Consider the following 13,777-nt stretch of genomic DNA (forward strand, 5'->3'; position numbering starts at 1 on the left):
CGGTTGCACCCAATGTGTACAACCGCTGCGGCTACTTTGCGCTCAACGCTTCATTGCGAAGCGTGGCTCAGGCCAGCTGGCGCTCCTGTTTCACGCCCCAGCCTTCGATTTCACCGCCCAACGGGGCTATTACGGCTTCGAAATCCTGCTCGAACTCATCGATGCCGCCGTAGGTGGCATACATCACCTTGCTCAATTCCAGGTTCCAGGCGCCATCATCACGCTCATGTACCTGGGCGCTTAACGATTCTCCGCGAAACTGTCCCGCTGCCCGTCTTGCCCGCGCCTCATCAGGGAAAACCGCATAGAACTCGATGGGATGAATCTGGGCAAAATTGAAGCCGCCCTCTTTCATCTGGCGTAATACCGTGCTGCTGATGTCCTCGTATTGGCTGCTCATGAATCGTCCTCCTAACTACCGATGGATAGACTTTCAGTGCAAAACGCACCTGCCCGCCACACAAGCTGTGCGGGGGCAATTCGAGCTGATGCATGACGTGGATCGGCAAGCCCGGGCGATCGCAAAAATCGGCCCGACCTTGATTGCAGCGTAGTGCCAAGTTGCCAAGTGCGCCAACCAGGCGGTTCAGGGCGCCTCGGTAATGGCAGTGATCTCCACGCCATTCTGCTCCTTCAGCCATTTGGCTGTGGGCATGCTGGCGCGGTCCTGGAAATCATTGAGGTCCAGTTCATCCATGACCGGGAACAGGTGGGTACGAATCAGCCGTGCGGCCTCCTCGATGCTGGGCTCTTGCTCCGACGTGAACGGCAGCGAGGTACGCTCGCCTTTCTGATCAACAAAGGTAATGACCCACGCTTTCATTGGATTCTCCTCTGTACGGATGCTCAGGGTGAATCGCCCTACAATCCGTTGACCCATGCAACCGACGAACGTTCAGCCGCACCATTTCAAAAATAAAAAAAGAGGCCCGAAGGCCTCTTTCTGTTCAACGCTATGCGTTAATCCGGCACACCGTGGACAACACCCGCGGTGTTATCCAGCAAGCTTTTGGTCGCGGTCTGGATGAACGACTCAAGCTTGTGGGTCAGGTCCTTCTGGTCCGGGCTTTCGATCAGCTCGGCCTTGAAGTTGCCACCCAGCTCGTAGCGATACATACGCGGCGACATGTCCTTGGACTCGATCAGGATGCGATCACCCTTGATCAGACCAACGATCTGCTCGCTGCCCGACGGCTTGATCATGCCAAAACCAGAATCGCCAGCCGGCAGGTTGAGCAGGTCGCGTCCCCAGCACTGGTGGCGGGTTTCGCCGCCCAGGCGGCCCATGATGGTCGGAACGATGTCGATCTGGGTACCGACAGTGTGATTGACCGCTCCGAACTTCTCCTGGATGCCCGGGGCAATCAGCAGCAGCGGTACGTTGAAACGGCCCAGGTCCAGCTCGGTCACTTGCTGGTGATTGCCGAAGCCATGGTCACCGACAATGACGAACAGGGTTTCCTTGAAGTACGGCTCTTTGCGCGCCTTCTCGAAGAACTGGCCCAGCGCCCAGTCGGAGTAACGCATCGCAGTCAGATGCTGATCGAGACGCCCCTGGCCGGTTACCGGCTCCACTGGCAGCTCGGCAGGCAAAGCGTACGGCGTGTGGTTGGACAGGGTCTGCAGCAGTGCATAGAACGGCTTCTTGCCATAGTTCTTGGCCAGTTCTTCGGCGCCACGGTCGAACATGTCCTGATCGGACACACCCCAGGTCGGGTCGGAGAACACCGGATTGACGAAGTCATTGCGGCCAATGAAGGTGGTCATGCCCTGGTTGCCAAAGAAGCCCGACTGGTTGTCCCAGGCAAAGTCGCCGTTGTAGACATAGACGTCGTCGTAGTCACGGGCGCTGAGCAGCGCTGGCAGACCGGACAGCTTGTGGCCACCTTCCGGCGTCTGCATCAGGTATTCGAAACCTGGCAGGTTCGGGTAGCAGGCCATGGTGGCGAACATACCCTGGTGGGTATGGGTGCCATTGGAGAAGAAGCGATCGAACAGCAGACCTTCTTTGGCCAGTTTGTCGAAGTACGGGGTGATGTTGTTCGGGCTGCCCAGGGCGCCTACCGAGTGACCGGCGAAGCTCTCCATGAGGATCACCACGACGTTCTTGATCGGCAGGGTATTGTCGGCCGGCGGCGTGAAGTCACGGCGTACTGCAGCGCTGTCGGCATCGACCAGCTTGTCGTTGCCGGTCAGCAGCATGTCACGCACGGTCTGGGTGGCCAGGGTCTGCTCGATGGTCGACTTCCAGACATTGGCGCGATCTTCACCGAAACGGCTCTTGGCCGCGTCGATCAAGGTCAGGGTGCCATTGAGGCCCAGTTGGTTGACGAAATTCGAGTCGGTGGTAAAGGCATCACCCCAGCGCATCGGTGGCCCCTGACGCAGGGTACCGCGGGCGGCGATGACAGCCACCAGCAAGATCATGAAGAACACCACGCCGCGCACATACCACGGGGCCACCGCACGGCTGCCGGCCGTCTGGTTCTGGTAAGCGCCACGGGGACGGGTCAGGCGGTCGATGCCCTTGAACAACAGGCTCAGCAACCAGGTGCCAAAGAGCCACGCCAACAGGTAGCGCACCACCGGGAAGCCGTACCAGAGCATGCTCAGGACGGTCTTGGGATCTTCCTTGACGTACTGGAATACCAGACCGTTGAGGCGCTGGTGGAACTCACGGTAGAAGTCCAGTTCCATCAGGCCAAGGAACATGACGATGCTCGATGCGATGGTCAGCCACACCCGGAACAGGCCGCGGGCAGCCATGGCACGGGCGCTGAGGGTGGCCAGCAGCAGCGGTATGCTCAGGTAGACAACCACACGCAAGTCAAAGCGCAGGCCATTGAGGAAACCCTCGGCCACCGTCGACATCGGTGTGTCACCGATCATGTCGCTGTTGTAGATCAGCAGGCCCAAACGTACCAGGCTGAGCATCAGCATGATCACCAGGCCACACAGCAGGGTGTAGGCCAGGTGCGATTTTAGCGTCGGTTGCAGCGGGCGCGACGCAGCCCGCTGATCACTCAAGGCGTCCGTGTTAGCCATGGATAGGAAGATCCCTAGGATTCAGATTCAAGAAAGGCGAAAAAACGAATCGGCAAATGTGCACTAAACCCGAGGGCAATGCACGGCCATTCGGCGAACGGATAATTGCGCGCGCGGATTTTCCATAATCGAATGTGAAAATTTCGTTGATGGACACGCCCGGCAACGACTTGCAATATTGTGCTCATTCCTTCATCAATCAGGCGCAGCACCATGTATTTCCGCTATCAGCCCAGCCCGCTTGGCCCACTGTTGCTGGCCGGCGACGATCAGGGCCTGCACCTGCTGCACATGGATGCCGCGCAGCCCTGGGAACTGCCGGGCGAATGGCTGCCTGCGCAGCATCGACTGGATGAAGTGGCGCGCCAACTGGACGAATACTTCGCTGGCAAACGCGAGATATTCGACGTCAGGCTGGCGCCGCTGGGTACGCCTTTTCAACGGGAAGTCTGGCAAGCCTTGCAGCGTATTCCCTACGGCACCACCTGCAGCTACAGCGACCTGGCCGGGCAAATCGGCCGCCCTCGCGCCGTTCGTGCGGTCGGTACTGCCAACGGCGCCAACCCGATCGCGATCATCGTCCCCTGCCATCGGGTGATCGGCAGCAACGGCACCTTGACCGGCTATGCCGGGGGCGTGGAGCGCAAGCAGATGCTGCTGGAGCTTGAAGGGGCATGGCTGATCTGACTCAACGGTGGGAGCGGGCTTGTCCCGCGATCAGCACAGCCAAGCCTATCGCGGGGCAAACCCGCTGCCACCGCCGCGCGGCCCGGCAATCGCCCAGATAATCAGCCCGAGCACCGGCAGCAGCAGGATCAACAGGATCCAGAGGATTTTCGGCCCCAACCCCACGCCGCTTTTAAGCACATTGATGATCGCCCAGATATCCAGCACAAGGATGATCAGGCCTACCAGGCCATTAAATGTGGAACCCATGCTGCCGCTCCCTTGAACACGTGTGCCCACAGGATAGCTCGCTATGAGCCCCATAGACGTTAATGCTTGGCGGCAGCTCAACAGCACTGGTTACACTCGGCTCATCGATATGGTTCAGTGAGGTTCCTATGCCCCCCGCCCAAAGCTCCAGCAGCCCTGCTCCGGCGACACTCTGGAGCGCCTGGTTGCAGCAGGCACAAACCACGCCCTGGCTGAGCGCCGGACTGGGCCTGAGCCTGCTGGCAGTCATTGGCCTGTTGACCGCCAGCGCCTGGAACGCCGTACATGGCGATCATCAGGAAAACCTGCACATGGCAATGCTCGGTGGCCTGGCCGGGTTTGCCGCGACGGCGCTCGGCGCCGTCATGGCCGTGGTCCTGCGTGAAGTCAGCGCGCGCAGCCAGGATGTGATGCTCGGCTTTGCCGCCGGGATGATGCTCGCCGCCAGTTCGTTCTCACTGATTCTGCCGGGCCTGGATGCTGCCCGTGAAATCACCGGCAACGGCCCCTATGCAGCCATGACCGTGGTCATCGGCATGGGGCTTGGGGTGTTGCTGATGCTTGGCCTCGATCGTTTCACCCCGCACGAACATGAAAGTACCGGCCCCTGCGGACCGCAGGCCGAGCGGATCAACCGGGTATGGCTGTTCGTGCTGGCCATCACCCTGCATAACCTGCCCGAAGGCATGGCCATCGGTGTCAGCTTTGCCAATGGCGACCTGAATGTTGGCCTGCCGTTGACCAGCGCCATCGCCATCCAGGACATTCCCGAAGGCCTGGCCGTGGCCCTGGCGTTGCGCGCCACCGGGCTTTCAACCTTGAAGGCGGCGCTGGTGGCGATCGGCTCCGGCATGATGGAGCCGATCGGCGCGGTCATCGGCCTGGGGATTTCCACCGGCTTTGCCATCGCCTACCCGGTGAGCATGGGCCTGGCGGCCGGCGCGATGATCTTCGTGGTGTCTCACGAGGTGATTCCGGAAACCCACCGCAATGGTCACCAGACCTCGGCAACCCTCGGCCTGATGGGCGGTTTTGCGGTGATGATGTTCCTCGACACCGCCCTCGGTTAAACGTGCACCGCTACCCGCAGCGCTTCCAGAGCAGGCGCTGCGGCAACCCCCACCTCGGCACACAGCTCCAGCACCCGCGCCAGGTCGTTACCGCCAACCATGACCATCTGCAGCTCATCATCGAGCAGCTGGCTGAAGTTCATCAGCACATAGCCACCGGCCTCTTTGTTCATCGCGCCCATCTGCACCTGGATGCGGTTGAGTGCGGTCAACGGCTCGACCTTGGCCAATTGCTTGGGCTTGAGGTTGAAGGCGATGCTCTTGTCGAAGGAATCGACGATCTGCGCGAACAGGTCCTGGTAGGTATCGGCCTGGAACAGCACCGTGTCAGGCAAGCTGCCGACCACGATCCACTCACCCAAGGGGATCGGGAAGCTGTCGTCGTAGTTGATGTCAGGATTGGCGGCCAGGAAGGCTTGCGGGTCGGCATAGGCCTGGGCGGCCTCGTCGGCGATGCGCTCGATGTCTTCTTCGCGCATGCAGCCGGCGCTGATTTTGCCGATGAGTTCGACCAGTTGGGATTTCATGAAGGGGCCCTGCGACGCTGAAAAAAGTCGCCAAGGATAGCCGCAAAAGGCCCCCGGGGGTTAGCCGCGCAGCGCTTGCAACTGCGCAGCGGTATCGGCGGCGCCCATGGCCTGGGCGGCGCCCAGCGCGCTGATGCCCTTGGCGTCCTGACGCTGTGCATCAGCGCCTTTGCCGAGCAGGTACTCGACAATCGCGGTACGGTTGAACATGGCCGCCATCATCAACGCAGTACGCCCGTCGGCCGCAGCCGAATCGACCGCCACACCCTGCTCCACCAGCAACCGGACCATCGCCAGATCACCCTTGAACGCCGCGCCGGCCATTGGCAACTGGCCATTGTCGTTGGCAATCAGTGGATCGGCGCCATGCTGCAGCAGGGTTTTTACCGCGTCGAGATGACCGTGGTAACTGGCGAGCATCAGTAACGTATCGCCTTTGTGGTTACGCAGGTTGGCCGGCAGGCCCTTCTCCAGCAAGCGCGCAAGCATGACTGCATCGCCCTGGCGAGCCCGCTCGAAGACTTCTTCGGCGAACGCGGCGGCTTCGTCGTCATTCATGGGCGTGGAGCTGCGTTGGTCGGACATGGGGAACCTCCTGGCGGGTTTGAAGACCCAAGTATTTGCCAGGCAAGCCTTCAGGTCCATTGTGGATAACCGATGGTGCCAACAGAACATTTCTATTGGCCAGCGCACCTTGCAAAATGCACGGTGGAATGTACGCGGCCTTGCAGAATGCACGCCGATGTAATTAGGAAATCAAGCTAACATATTGATATTTAATAGTTTTTTAATAAATCAGAACTGGCACAGTCACTGCACCTATCACTCCATGTCTGCCACCCACAGCCAGGAGTTGATATGGACCTCATCCAGGAAAAGTTCGCCTCGGTATTCTCCGCCTATGCCGTCACCACCCAGGCGCGGCCCGATGGTGGAATTCTGCTGACCTTGCGCGCAGCAGATGGCAAACAGGTCAAACGCTCGATTTCCTACGGGCAATTGCACAGCGCCGAACAGCTGACCTGGGCGATCAGTGCGATTCGCCGCGACCTGGCTGAGCAAGCCAGTGAACTGCCAGTGATTTCCCGGCTGCAGAGCCAGCAGCGTTTTGCTTTGCCGACTTATCGCTAAGCAGCCAGGGCCACTTCGTGCCCCATCGCTGGCAAGGCCAGCTCCCACAGGGGCTGGCCTTGTTCGTTACATCTCACAGTCTTCAAGACCTGGGAATTGCTCGGCAATCTTTGCGCCGGTGAATTGGGCAACCGCTGCCGGTGTTTTGTTGAACAGCCGAATCGCCACAAACCGCGGCTCCGCGCCCATATCGATCCAATGCCGAACCCCTGCCGGCACACCGATCAGGTCGCCTTTCTCGCACAACACCGCGTAGATGTAATCCGCGATATGCAGGCTGAACAGCCCGCGTCCGGCGGCGAAAAAGCACAGTTGATCTTCTTCGCAGGTATGTTCGGCAAGCAAGCTGGCATCCGCTTCGCGGGTTACTTCAACACCGGCATAACCCTTCTCGACCTTCAGGGCATCGATACTGCGTTGATAAGCGCCGATCAGATCCTGGTCACTGGCGCCCGCCTGAATCGGCGCACTGGCCTGCCAGCGCTCGAAACGCACGCCATGCTCAGCCAGGGTCGAAGCGATGTCCTCAAGGTGGGTCAGAACCTTGTTAGGGGTGTCCGGAGTGGACAGGTGGTAAACGGACAGGCTGCTCATCAGAGGAAATTCCTAGTTCTCGGCTTCTTTCATTCGGGTCGCAATGATAACGGCTGCAGCCAGCGCTGCGACGCTGGCAATACTAAAGGTGGTAGCTGCGCCGAGCAGATTCCAGCTGTAGCCGGAATACAGGGCGCCCAAGGCGCCGCCGGTTCCCGCCAGGGCAGCATACAGGGCCTGCCCCTGGCCTTGCTGACGGGCGCCAAAACTACGTTGCACAAAAGCAATGGCGGCGGCGTGGAAGCTGCCGAACGTAGCGGCGTGCAAGACCTGGGCGAACAGCAACACCGCCAGGTGTTCGGCAAAATTACCCAGCAGCAGCCAACGCAGGGCTGCCAGGACGAAACTGGCCATCAGCACGCGGCGCAACGAGACCCGCGCCAGAATCCAGCTCATGCCGAGGAACATCAACACCTCGGCGACCACACCCAGGGCCCAGAGCATACCGATGACACCGCGGCTGTAGCCCAGATGTTCCAGGTGCAGGGTCAGAAAGGTGTAGTAAGGCCCGTGACTGAGCTGCATCAGCGCCACACAGACATAGAACGCAGCCACGCCGGGGCTGCTCAATTGCTTGAGAAAGCCACCCTGGCTGCGCTCGTTCTGCCCAGGCGGCTGGGCGTTGGGCACCCAGAGACTGGCAAGGACGATGCCGGCCATGATGATCACCAGCGCCAGCGGATACACATCCAGGCTCAGCCCATCGAACAGCCGCCCCAGGCCAACCACAGTGAGGATGAAGCCGATCGAGCCCCACAGGCGAATCTGGCTGTAGCGTGCGGTCTGGCCCTGCAAATGCGCCAGGGTAATGACTTCGAACTGCGGCAACACCGCATGCCAGAAGAACGCGTGCAAGGCCATGACCAGCGCCAGCCAGGCATAGCTCTTGGCGAAGAAAATCAGCGAGAAGCTCAGCAGGGTCGCCAGCGCCCCCAGGCGTACGATCAGCAGGCGCCGACCACTGCGGTCACCGAGCCAGCCCCACAGATTGGGCGCGACACAACGCATGAGCATGGGGATGGCCACCAGCTCGCCGATCCGTGCACTGGAAAACCCCAGGTGATGGAAATACAGCGCCAGGAAAGGCGCTGTAGAACCGAGCAAGGCGAAGTAGAACAGGTAGAAGCTGGACAGCCGCCAGTAGGGGATCGGCGCCACGGCTCAGCAGGCCGCGGCGCGTTTGCCTGGTGATGGCATTACAGCTGGCCCAGCACCGGTGTGCTCACGCGTACATCGGCGTTCTGGCCACGATGACGCAGCAGGTGGTCCATCAGCACGATTGCCATCATCGCTTCGGCGATCGGCGTGGCGCGGATGCCCACGCACGGATCGTGACGGCCCTTGGTGATCACTTCAACCGGGTTGCCGTGCACATCGATCGAACGACCCGGGGTGGTGATGCTCGAAGTCGGCTTCAGGGCCAGGTGGGCAACAATCGGCTGACCGGAAGAAATCCCGCCGAGAATGCCGCCGGCGTTGTTGCTGAGGAAACCTTCGGGAGTCATTTCGTCGCGGTGCTCGGTGCCGCGTTGCGCCACGCTGGCGAAACCTGCGCCAATCTCCACGCCCTTGACCGCGTTGATGCTCATCAAGGCATGCGCGAGCTCGGCATCCAGGCGGTCGAAAATCGGCTCACCCAGGCCCGGCATGACGCCTTCGGCGACCACGGTGATCTTCGCCCCGACCGAATCCTGGTCACGACGCAGCTGGTCCATGTAAGCCTCCAGCTCCGGCACCTTGTCCGGGTCGGGGCTGAAAAACGCATTCTGCTCCACCGACTCCCAGGTCTTGAACGGAATCTCGATCGGACCCAACTGGCTCATGTAGCCACGAATGCGAATCCCCTGGCTGGCCAGGTACTTCTTGGCAATCGCGCCCGCAGCCACACGCATGGCGGTTTCCCGCGCCGAGCTGCGGCCACCGCCACGGTAGTCACGCTCACCGTACTTGTGGTGGTAGGTGTAGTCGGCGTGGGCCGGACGGAACAGGTCTTTGATCGCCGAGTAGTCTTTGGACTTCTGGTCGGTGTTGCGAATCAGCAGGCCGATGGCGCAACCGGTGGTACGGCCCTCGAAAACCCCGGAAAGGATTTCGACTTCATCGGCTTCCTGACGCTGGGTGGTGTGCCGGCTGGTGCCGGGCTTGCGCCGGTCGAGGTCGTGCTGCAGGTCGGCCAGGGAAATTTCCAGGCCCGGCGGACAGCCGTCGACAATGGCGACCAACGCCGGACCATGGCTTTCGCCAGCGGTGGTGACAGTGAACAGCTTGCCGTAGGTATTGCCGGACATGCAGGACGCTCCGCGAATCAGCCTGATTTGAACAAGGCCGCCAGTATACGCAGGCTAACCATTCAGTTCATCCCTGACAGCGAACCTTCTGCCCAGGCACCGGTCAAAAAGCCAACTCCTCGATAGTGGCCTGATGATGTTGCGCGTTTTCGTGGTAATCGCCCTGCTGTTCAGCGGTCTGGTGCACGCTGGCGCCCCTACTGTATTGCAACGCCCGATCAGTCTCGATACCGGTAGCGGCACGCTGTACGGCAGCCTGCTGTTGCCGCGCACCGAACAACCGCCACCGGTGGTGCTGATCATCCCCGGCTCCGGGCCCACTGACCGCAACGGCAACAGCCCGGACGGCGCCCACACCGACAACCTCCGGCAACTGGCGCTGGTGCTGGCCAAGAACCGGATTGCCAGTGTGCGTTATGACAAGCGCGGCGTTGCCGCCAGCCAGGCAGCGACACCGGATGAACGCGACCTGACGGTTGAACGCTATGTCGCCGATGCCGTGGCCTGGAGCCATAAACTCAAGGCCGATCCACGTTTCGGTCAGTTGATCCTGCTGGGGCACAGTGAAGGCGCGCTGATTGCCAGTCTGGCCGCTGAACCGAGTGGCGCCAGCGCCGTAATCAGTGTGGCCGGCAGCGGCCGGCCGATCGATGAGGTCTTTCGTGCACAGCTCGCTGGCCGCGTACCGGCCCGCTACAGCGAGCAAGTGACGCAGATTCTGGATACCCTCAAGGCCGGGCGCACCGCGTCGAACATCCCTCGCCCACTGCAGGATGTGCTGCGCCCGTCGGTCCAGCCGTACCTGATTTCGTTGTTTCGCCAGGACCCGGCAGCGGCGTTCGCCCGGGTGAAAGTACCGGCCCTGATCATCCAGGGTACCCACGATATCCAGGTCGATGTCAGCAATGCCGAACGGCTCAAGGCTGCCAAGCCCGACGCCGAACTGGCGTTGATCCAGGGCATGAACCACATGCTGAGGATTGCCCCGCAGGCGGCAAGCCAGCAGCGCGACAGTTACCTGAATCCGAAATTGCCGCAAGCTGCCGAACTGGGCGAGCGCGTCGTCGAGTTTATCCACAGGCTGCCCGCAGCCTGAGCGAATTTCAGCGAAATTCCGCCTCCAGTCCCGGACGATTCTGCCGATAAGCCGATGCTGGCATCGTGATTGTGTCCAGCTTGCTGTGCACAAGAGGATTGCCGTGATGACTGAAGCCGCCCCCCAGGATGCCCCCGAAACCCCAGAAGCCGTGCCGGAACCCGCGCCGCTGCCGTGGGCCGAGGTGACTGCGGAACATTTCCAGATGCTGCGCCTGGCGCCGCTGCAGACTGATCGCAACAGTGGTGCACGACCACTGCGTTTCGTTCAGTACGGCTATGCCGAGCGCCACAACAAAGACATCAGCCTGTTGCGCATGAGCATCCAGTTGCCCGGGCAAAAGGTGCGCAAGGAACAGAACCATCTGGACATCTGGGTCGATCATCAGCAAAAGCACGTGCGTATCGGCCCTGATAGCGGCCTGCAGATCGAGCCTTTGAACCGTGGGCTGGGGCGCTTCCTGCTGGCCCAGGCCGTAAGCTGGGCGCAGCGCAAATGGTCACACTACCGGCTCGAAGGTGCCGCTCTGGCCAACAAGGATGCCCTCAACGAGGACACCCGCCTGCGCCGAGACCATCTGTTGCACAGCCATGGCCTGGAAGTCGAATACGCCGATGCCCAGCACCTCAAGGGTCGCTATGTCGATGCACAGGTCGGCGAGCTCAAGGGCGGCTGGAATGCTGACAAGGTGCAGCGCGTGGAAATCCTCGATGCTGCGCAGATGCTCCAGCAGGCCGAACAGAATCTGCAGGAAAAGGAAGCGCAACTGCGCGAGCGTGACGAGCGGGTCAGCAAGTACCGTCGCGAAGACAGTGGCCTGCGCTTCACCATCACTTGCCTGGTGGCCTTTGCGGTATTCCAGGCCGGACTGCTGATCTGGATTGCGACCCACTAAAAGCATCGCGGGGCAAGCCCGCTCCCACAGGGTTTAATTCATCCCTGTGGGAGCGGGCTTGCCCCGCGATTGATTCAGCCTTTACACCCTTGAAGCAAACAGGCCCTGATGCTGCCGGCACTGCTCTGCCGTCAACATGAATACACCGTGCCCGCCGCGCTCGAATTCCAGCCAGGCAAAGTCCACTTCCGGGTACAGCGCTTCGACGTGCACCTGGCTATTGCCGACTTCGACGATCAACAAGCCCTTCTCGGTCAGGTGATCCGCCGCTTCGGCCAGCATGCGCCGCACCAGGTCCAGGCCGTCGTTGCCACAGGCCAGGCCCAGTTCCGGCTCATGGTGGTACTCATCCGGCATGTCGGCGAAATCCTCGGCATCGACATACGGCGGATTGGACAGGATCAGGTCGAAGCGCTGCCCGGGCAAACCGTCGAAGCCATCGCCCTGAACGGTATAGACGCGCTCTTCCAGACCATGACGTTCGATGTTCTGGTTGGCCACTTCCAGCGCTTCGAACGACAGGTCGGCCAGCACCACTTCGGCCTCAGGGAACACCTCGGCACTGACGATACCGATGCAACCTGAACCGGTACACAGGTCGAGAATGCGCGCAGGTTCGCTGGCCAGCCAAGGCTCGAAGCGTTTTTCGATCAGCTCGCCGATGGGCGAACGCGGAATCAGCACGCGCTCGTCGACGATAAAGGCCAGGCCGCAGAACCACGCCTCGCCCAACAGGTAGGCAGTCGGCACGCGGTCTTCGATGCGGCGCTTGAGCAGGCGCTGCAGGTGCACCAGTTCGTCGTCTTCCAGCTGGCAGTCCAGATAGCTGTCGGCAACCTCCCAGGGCAAATGCACCGAGCCGAGCACCAGCAGCCGTGCTTCGTCCCAGGCGTTGTCGGCACCATGTCCAAAAAACAGGCCATGCTCATGGAAACGGCTGACAGCCCAACGGATATGATCGCGCAGGGTGCGCAGGCGAGAAGTGATCACAACAGACTCCTTGAAAGACGACCTGCAATTCTAACAGCCCGATCACAGAAAAGGTTCGTCAAAACCGCCTGTAAGTGTTTCGCCGACATGGCTGCAGGCCACTAACCACGCTGCTTGTACGCGAAGCGATTCACATAAGTGCTCAGGCAGGGGACAATAGGTTGAAAAGCCCTATCCAAAGGAGCCCTTGATGTCTGTTCCAACGACGATGTTCCACCTTAGCGGCCGTGGCTATCCACCCGCCAAGCTCAGCAATGCCAGCCTGGTCATTATCGACGCGCAAAAAGAGTACCTGAGCGGTCCTCTGGCGCTGTCGGGCATGGACGAGGCTGTGGCGAACATCGCTAAAATGCTCGAAGCGGCGCGCAAGGCCGGCCGCCCGATCATCCACGTGCGCCACCTTGGCACCGTCGGTGGCCTGTTCGACCCTCAGGGGCCACGCGGCGAGTTCATTCCAGGCCTTGAACCGCAAGGCGATGAAGTGATCATCGAAAAGCGCATGCCCAATGCCTTCAAGAACACCACCCTGCATGAAACCCTGCAGAAGTACGGGCACCTGGACCTGATCGTCTGCGGTTTCATGAGCCATTCCAGCGTCAGCACCACCGTGCGCCGGGCCAAGGACTATGGTTATCGTTGCACCCTGATCGAGGATGCCTGCGCTACCCGCGACCTGCCGTTCAAGGGAGGGATCATTGCCGCTGCACAGATCCAGCAAAGCGAAATGGCGATCATGGCCGACAACTTCGCTTGTGTGGCCCCGACCAGCAGCCTGATCTGATCGGTCATCCGACGGGCTGGCGGAACCACCTTGCGCTATTTCGGTCAACATCCGGATATCCACAGAGGAAATCGGCATGAAGTTGTCCGACGGTTTCGATGCCAAGCGCTTGCGCCAGCGTGAGCCACGCAATTGGGGCGCACGCCTGGCAGCCGCCTTTTCGGCGCTGCTGGCGACCCTTGGCGTGCTGCTGGCCATGGCCGGCGCCGCCAGCCTGCTCGGCAACCTTGAAGCCCTGGCCGAGCTCAACGCCAACCGCGCGGGTGCCGCAGTCGTACTCGCAGGCGGCCTGTTGTTGCTGTACCTGGGCATCTGGTTCTGGCGCCGCAGCCGTCTGCGTCTGCGCCGCAGCCGTGAGCTGAACCTGTCGCCGCACCTGATGAAAAAGCACGATTGACTGCAACCTGCGGGGGAGTCGCGTAAA

18 protein-coding genes are annotated in these 13,777 nt (G+C 61.0%); 7 read left to right on the forward strand and 11 right to left on the reverse strand.

Going from position 1 to position 13,777, the window contains the following annotated elements:
* Positions 1-67: 67 nt before the first annotated feature.
* The 4 genes from AC07OF_RS12350 to AC07OF_RS12365 form a co-directional block, all read right to left on the reverse strand.
* The gene (locus AC07OF_RS12350; RefSeq protein WP_038608436.1) at positions 68-400 is read right to left on the reverse strand and encodes a ribonuclease E inhibitor RraB; all 333 of its coding nucleotides are present in this window, start codon (positions 398-400) and stop codon (positions 68-70) included.
* 186 nt (positions 401-586) lie between these two features.
* The gene (locus AC07OF_RS12355; RefSeq protein ID WP_191833486.1) at positions 587-823 is read right to left on the reverse strand and encodes a hypothetical protein; all 237 of its coding nucleotides are present in this window, start codon (positions 821-823) and stop codon (positions 587-589) included.
* A 137-nt stretch (positions 824-960) separates the two neighbouring features.
* Complete coding sequence (locus tag AC07OF_RS12360) at positions 961-3,045, reverse strand: LTA synthase family protein (RefSeq protein ID WP_157191690.1); 2,085 nt, start codon at positions 3,043-3,045, stop codon at positions 961-963.
* A gap of 14 nt (positions 3,046-3,059) precedes the next feature.
* A complete protein-coding gene (locus AC07OF_RS12365; protein WP_191833484.1) occupies positions 3,060-3,260 on the reverse strand; it encodes a hypothetical protein in 201 nt (66 codons plus the stop codon).
* Between AC07OF_RS12365 and AC07OF_RS12370 the strand changes: the two genes are divergently transcribed.
* A complete protein-coding gene (locus AC07OF_RS12370) occupies positions 3,259-3,732 on the forward strand; it encodes a methylated-DNA--[protein]-cysteine S-methyltransferase (protein ID WP_038608427.1) in 474 nt (157 codons plus the stop codon). The genes AC07OF_RS12365 and AC07OF_RS12370 overlap by 2 nt on opposite strands.
* Positions 3,733-3,777: 45 nt before the next feature.
* On the opposite strand, the gene AC07OF_RS12375 is transcribed toward AC07OF_RS12370, so the two are convergent.
* The gene (locus AC07OF_RS12375) at positions 3,778-3,981 is read right to left on the reverse strand and encodes a PLDc N-terminal domain-containing protein (protein WP_038608424.1); all 204 of its coding nucleotides are present in this window, start codon (positions 3,979-3,981) and stop codon (positions 3,778-3,780) included.
* A gap of 128 nt (positions 3,982-4,109) precedes the next feature.
* Here AC07OF_RS12375 and AC07OF_RS12380 point away from each other — a divergent pair, with 128 nt between their 5' ends.
* Positions 4,110-5,051, forward strand: coding sequence for a ZIP family metal transporter (locus AC07OF_RS12380; RefSeq protein WP_157191688.1), 942 nt, complete (start codon positions 4,110-4,112; stop codon positions 5,049-5,051).
* Here the strand turns inward: AC07OF_RS12380 and AC07OF_RS12385 are convergent.
* Together AC07OF_RS12385 and AC07OF_RS12390 are read right to left on the reverse strand one after the other, a co-directional pair.
* Positions 5,048-5,578, reverse strand: a complete 531-nt coding sequence (locus tag AC07OF_RS12385; RefSeq protein ID WP_191833482.1) for a hypothetical protein — start codon at positions 5,576-5,578, stop codon at positions 5,048-5,050. The genes AC07OF_RS12380 and AC07OF_RS12385 overlap by 4 nt on opposite strands.
* Positions 5,579-5,638: 60 nt before the next feature.
* Positions 5,639-6,163 carry an ankyrin repeat domain-containing protein gene (locus AC07OF_RS12390; protein WP_157191686.1) on the reverse strand — a complete coding sequence of 175 codons (525 nt, stop codon included), beginning with the start codon at positions 6,161-6,163 and terminating at the stop codon, positions 5,639-5,641.
* A 273-nt stretch (positions 6,164-6,436) separates the two neighbouring features.
* Between AC07OF_RS12390 and AC07OF_RS12395 the strand changes: the two genes are divergently transcribed.
* The gene (locus tag AC07OF_RS12395; protein WP_157191685.1) at positions 6,437-6,709 is read left to right on the forward strand and encodes a DUF3509 domain-containing protein; all 273 of its coding nucleotides are present in this window, start codon (positions 6,437-6,439) and stop codon (positions 6,707-6,709) included.
* 66 nt (positions 6,710-6,775) lie between these two features.
* Here AC07OF_RS12395 and AC07OF_RS12400 read toward each other — a convergent pair whose 3' ends face one another.
* The 3 genes from AC07OF_RS12400 to aroC are packed head-to-tail and all read right to left on the reverse strand — an operon-like array spanning position 6,776 to position 9,591.
* Complete coding sequence (locus AC07OF_RS12400; protein ID WP_495072933.1) at positions 6,776-7,303, reverse strand: acireductone dioxygenase; 528 nt, start codon at positions 7,301-7,303, stop codon at positions 6,776-6,778.
* Positions 7,304-7,315: 12 nt separating this feature from the next.
* The gene (locus AC07OF_RS12405; protein ID WP_157191683.1) at positions 7,316-8,461 is read right to left on the reverse strand and encodes an MFS transporter; all 1,146 of its coding nucleotides are present in this window, start codon (positions 8,459-8,461) and stop codon (positions 7,316-7,318) included.
* Between the two features lie 38 nt (positions 8,462-8,499).
* Positions 8,500-9,591, reverse strand: a complete 1,092-nt coding sequence (gene aroC, locus AC07OF_RS12410) for a chorismate synthase (RefSeq protein WP_038608404.1) — start codon at positions 9,589-9,591, stop codon at positions 8,500-8,502.
* 133 nt (positions 9,592-9,724) lie between these two features.
* Here aroC and AC07OF_RS12415 point away from each other — a divergent pair, with 133 nt between their 5' ends.
* Both AC07OF_RS12415 and AC07OF_RS12420 read left to right on the forward strand, forming a co-directional pair.
* A complete protein-coding gene (locus tag AC07OF_RS12415; RefSeq protein ID WP_157191682.1) occupies positions 9,725-10,687 on the forward strand; it encodes an alpha/beta hydrolase in 963 nt (320 codons plus the stop codon).
* 106 nt (positions 10,688-10,793) lie between these two features.
* Entirely contained in the window at positions 10,794-11,582 is a 789-nt protein-coding gene (locus tag AC07OF_RS12420) for a hypothetical protein (protein WP_495072934.1), read from the forward strand.
* Between the two features lie 81 nt (positions 11,583-11,663).
* On the opposite strand, the gene prmB is transcribed toward AC07OF_RS12420, so the two are convergent.
* Positions 11,664-12,572: a 50S ribosomal protein L3 N(5)-glutamine methyltransferase gene (gene prmB / locus AC07OF_RS12425; RefSeq protein WP_038608394.1), complete on the reverse strand. Its 909-nt coding sequence runs from the start codon at positions 12,570-12,572 to the stop codon at positions 11,664-11,666.
* A gap of 190 nt (positions 12,573-12,762) precedes the next feature.
* Between prmB and AC07OF_RS12430 the strand changes: the two genes are divergently transcribed.
* Together AC07OF_RS12430 and AC07OF_RS12435 are read left to right on the forward strand one after the other, a co-directional pair.
* Positions 12,763-13,353: a cysteine hydrolase family protein gene (locus tag AC07OF_RS12430; protein WP_038608391.1), complete on the forward strand. Its 591-nt coding sequence runs from the start codon at positions 12,763-12,765 to the stop codon at positions 13,351-13,353.
* Positions 13,354-13,429: 76 nt separating this feature from the next.
* Positions 13,430-13,750: a hypothetical protein gene (locus tag AC07OF_RS12435; RefSeq protein WP_157191680.1), complete on the forward strand. Its 321-nt coding sequence runs from the start codon at positions 13,430-13,432 to the stop codon at positions 13,748-13,750.
* The last annotated feature ends 27 nt before the right edge of the window (positions 13,751-13,777 follow it).

It is taken from the genome of Pseudomonas sp. GW821-FHT10B02 (genome assembly GCF_059415665.1).

Excerpts from the sequence above, each read along its gene's own strand:
- AC07OF_RS12350 (WP_038608436.1), bottom strand. The coding sequence starts at position 400 with ATGAGCAGCCAATACGAGGACATCAGCAGCACGGTATTACGCCAGATG.
- AC07OF_RS12355 (WP_191833486.1), bottom strand. The coding sequence starts at position 823 with ATGAAAGCGTGGGTCATTACCTTTGTTGATCAGAAAGGCGAGCGTACC.
- AC07OF_RS12360 (WP_157191690.1), bottom strand. The coding sequence starts at position 3,045 with ATGGCTAACACGGACGCCTTGAGTGATCAGCGGGCTGCGTCGCGCCCG.
- AC07OF_RS12370 (WP_038608427.1), top strand. The coding sequence starts at position 3,259 with ATGTATTTCCGCTATCAGCCCAGCCCGCTTGGCCCACTGTTGCTGGCC.
- AC07OF_RS12365 (WP_191833484.1), bottom strand. The coding sequence starts at position 3,260 with ATGGTGCTGCGCCTGATTGATGAAGGAATGAGCACAATATTGCAAGTC.
- AC07OF_RS12375 (WP_038608424.1), bottom strand. The coding sequence starts at position 3,981 with ATGGGTTCCACATTTAATGGCCTGGTAGGCCTGATCATCCTTGTGCTG.
- AC07OF_RS12380 (WP_157191688.1), top strand. The coding sequence starts at position 4,110 with ATGCCCCCCGCCCAAAGCTCCAGCAGCCCTGCTCCGGCGACACTCTGG.
- AC07OF_RS12385 (WP_191833482.1), bottom strand. The coding sequence starts at position 5,578 with ATGAAATCCCAACTGGTCGAACTCATCGGCAAAATCAGCGCCGGCTGC.
- AC07OF_RS12390 (WP_157191686.1), bottom strand. The coding sequence starts at position 6,163 with ATGTCCGACCAACGCAGCTCCACGCCCATGAATGACGACGAAGCCGCC.
- AC07OF_RS12395 (WP_157191685.1), top strand. The coding sequence starts at position 6,437 with ATGGACCTCATCCAGGAAAAGTTCGCCTCGGTATTCTCCGCCTATGCC.
- AC07OF_RS12400 (WP_495072933.1), bottom strand. The coding sequence starts at position 7,303 with ATGAGCAGCCTGTCCGTTTACCACCTGTCCACTCCGGACACCCCTAAC.
- aroC (WP_038608404.1), bottom strand. The coding sequence starts at position 9,591 with ATGTCCGGCAATACCTACGGCAAGCTGTTCACTGTCACCACCGCTGGC.
- AC07OF_RS12415 (WP_157191682.1), top strand. The coding sequence starts at position 9,725 with ATGATGTTGCGCGTTTTCGTGGTAATCGCCCTGCTGTTCAGCGGTCTG.
- AC07OF_RS12420 (WP_495072934.1), top strand. The coding sequence starts at position 10,794 with ATGACTGAAGCCGCCCCCCAGGATGCCCCCGAAACCCCAGAAGCCGTG.
- AC07OF_RS12430 (WP_038608391.1), top strand. The coding sequence starts at position 12,763 with ATGTCTGTTCCAACGACGATGTTCCACCTTAGCGGCCGTGGCTATCCA.
- AC07OF_RS12435 (WP_157191680.1), top strand. The coding sequence starts at position 13,430 with ATGAAGTTGTCCGACGGTTTCGATGCCAAGCGCTTGCGCCAGCGTGAG.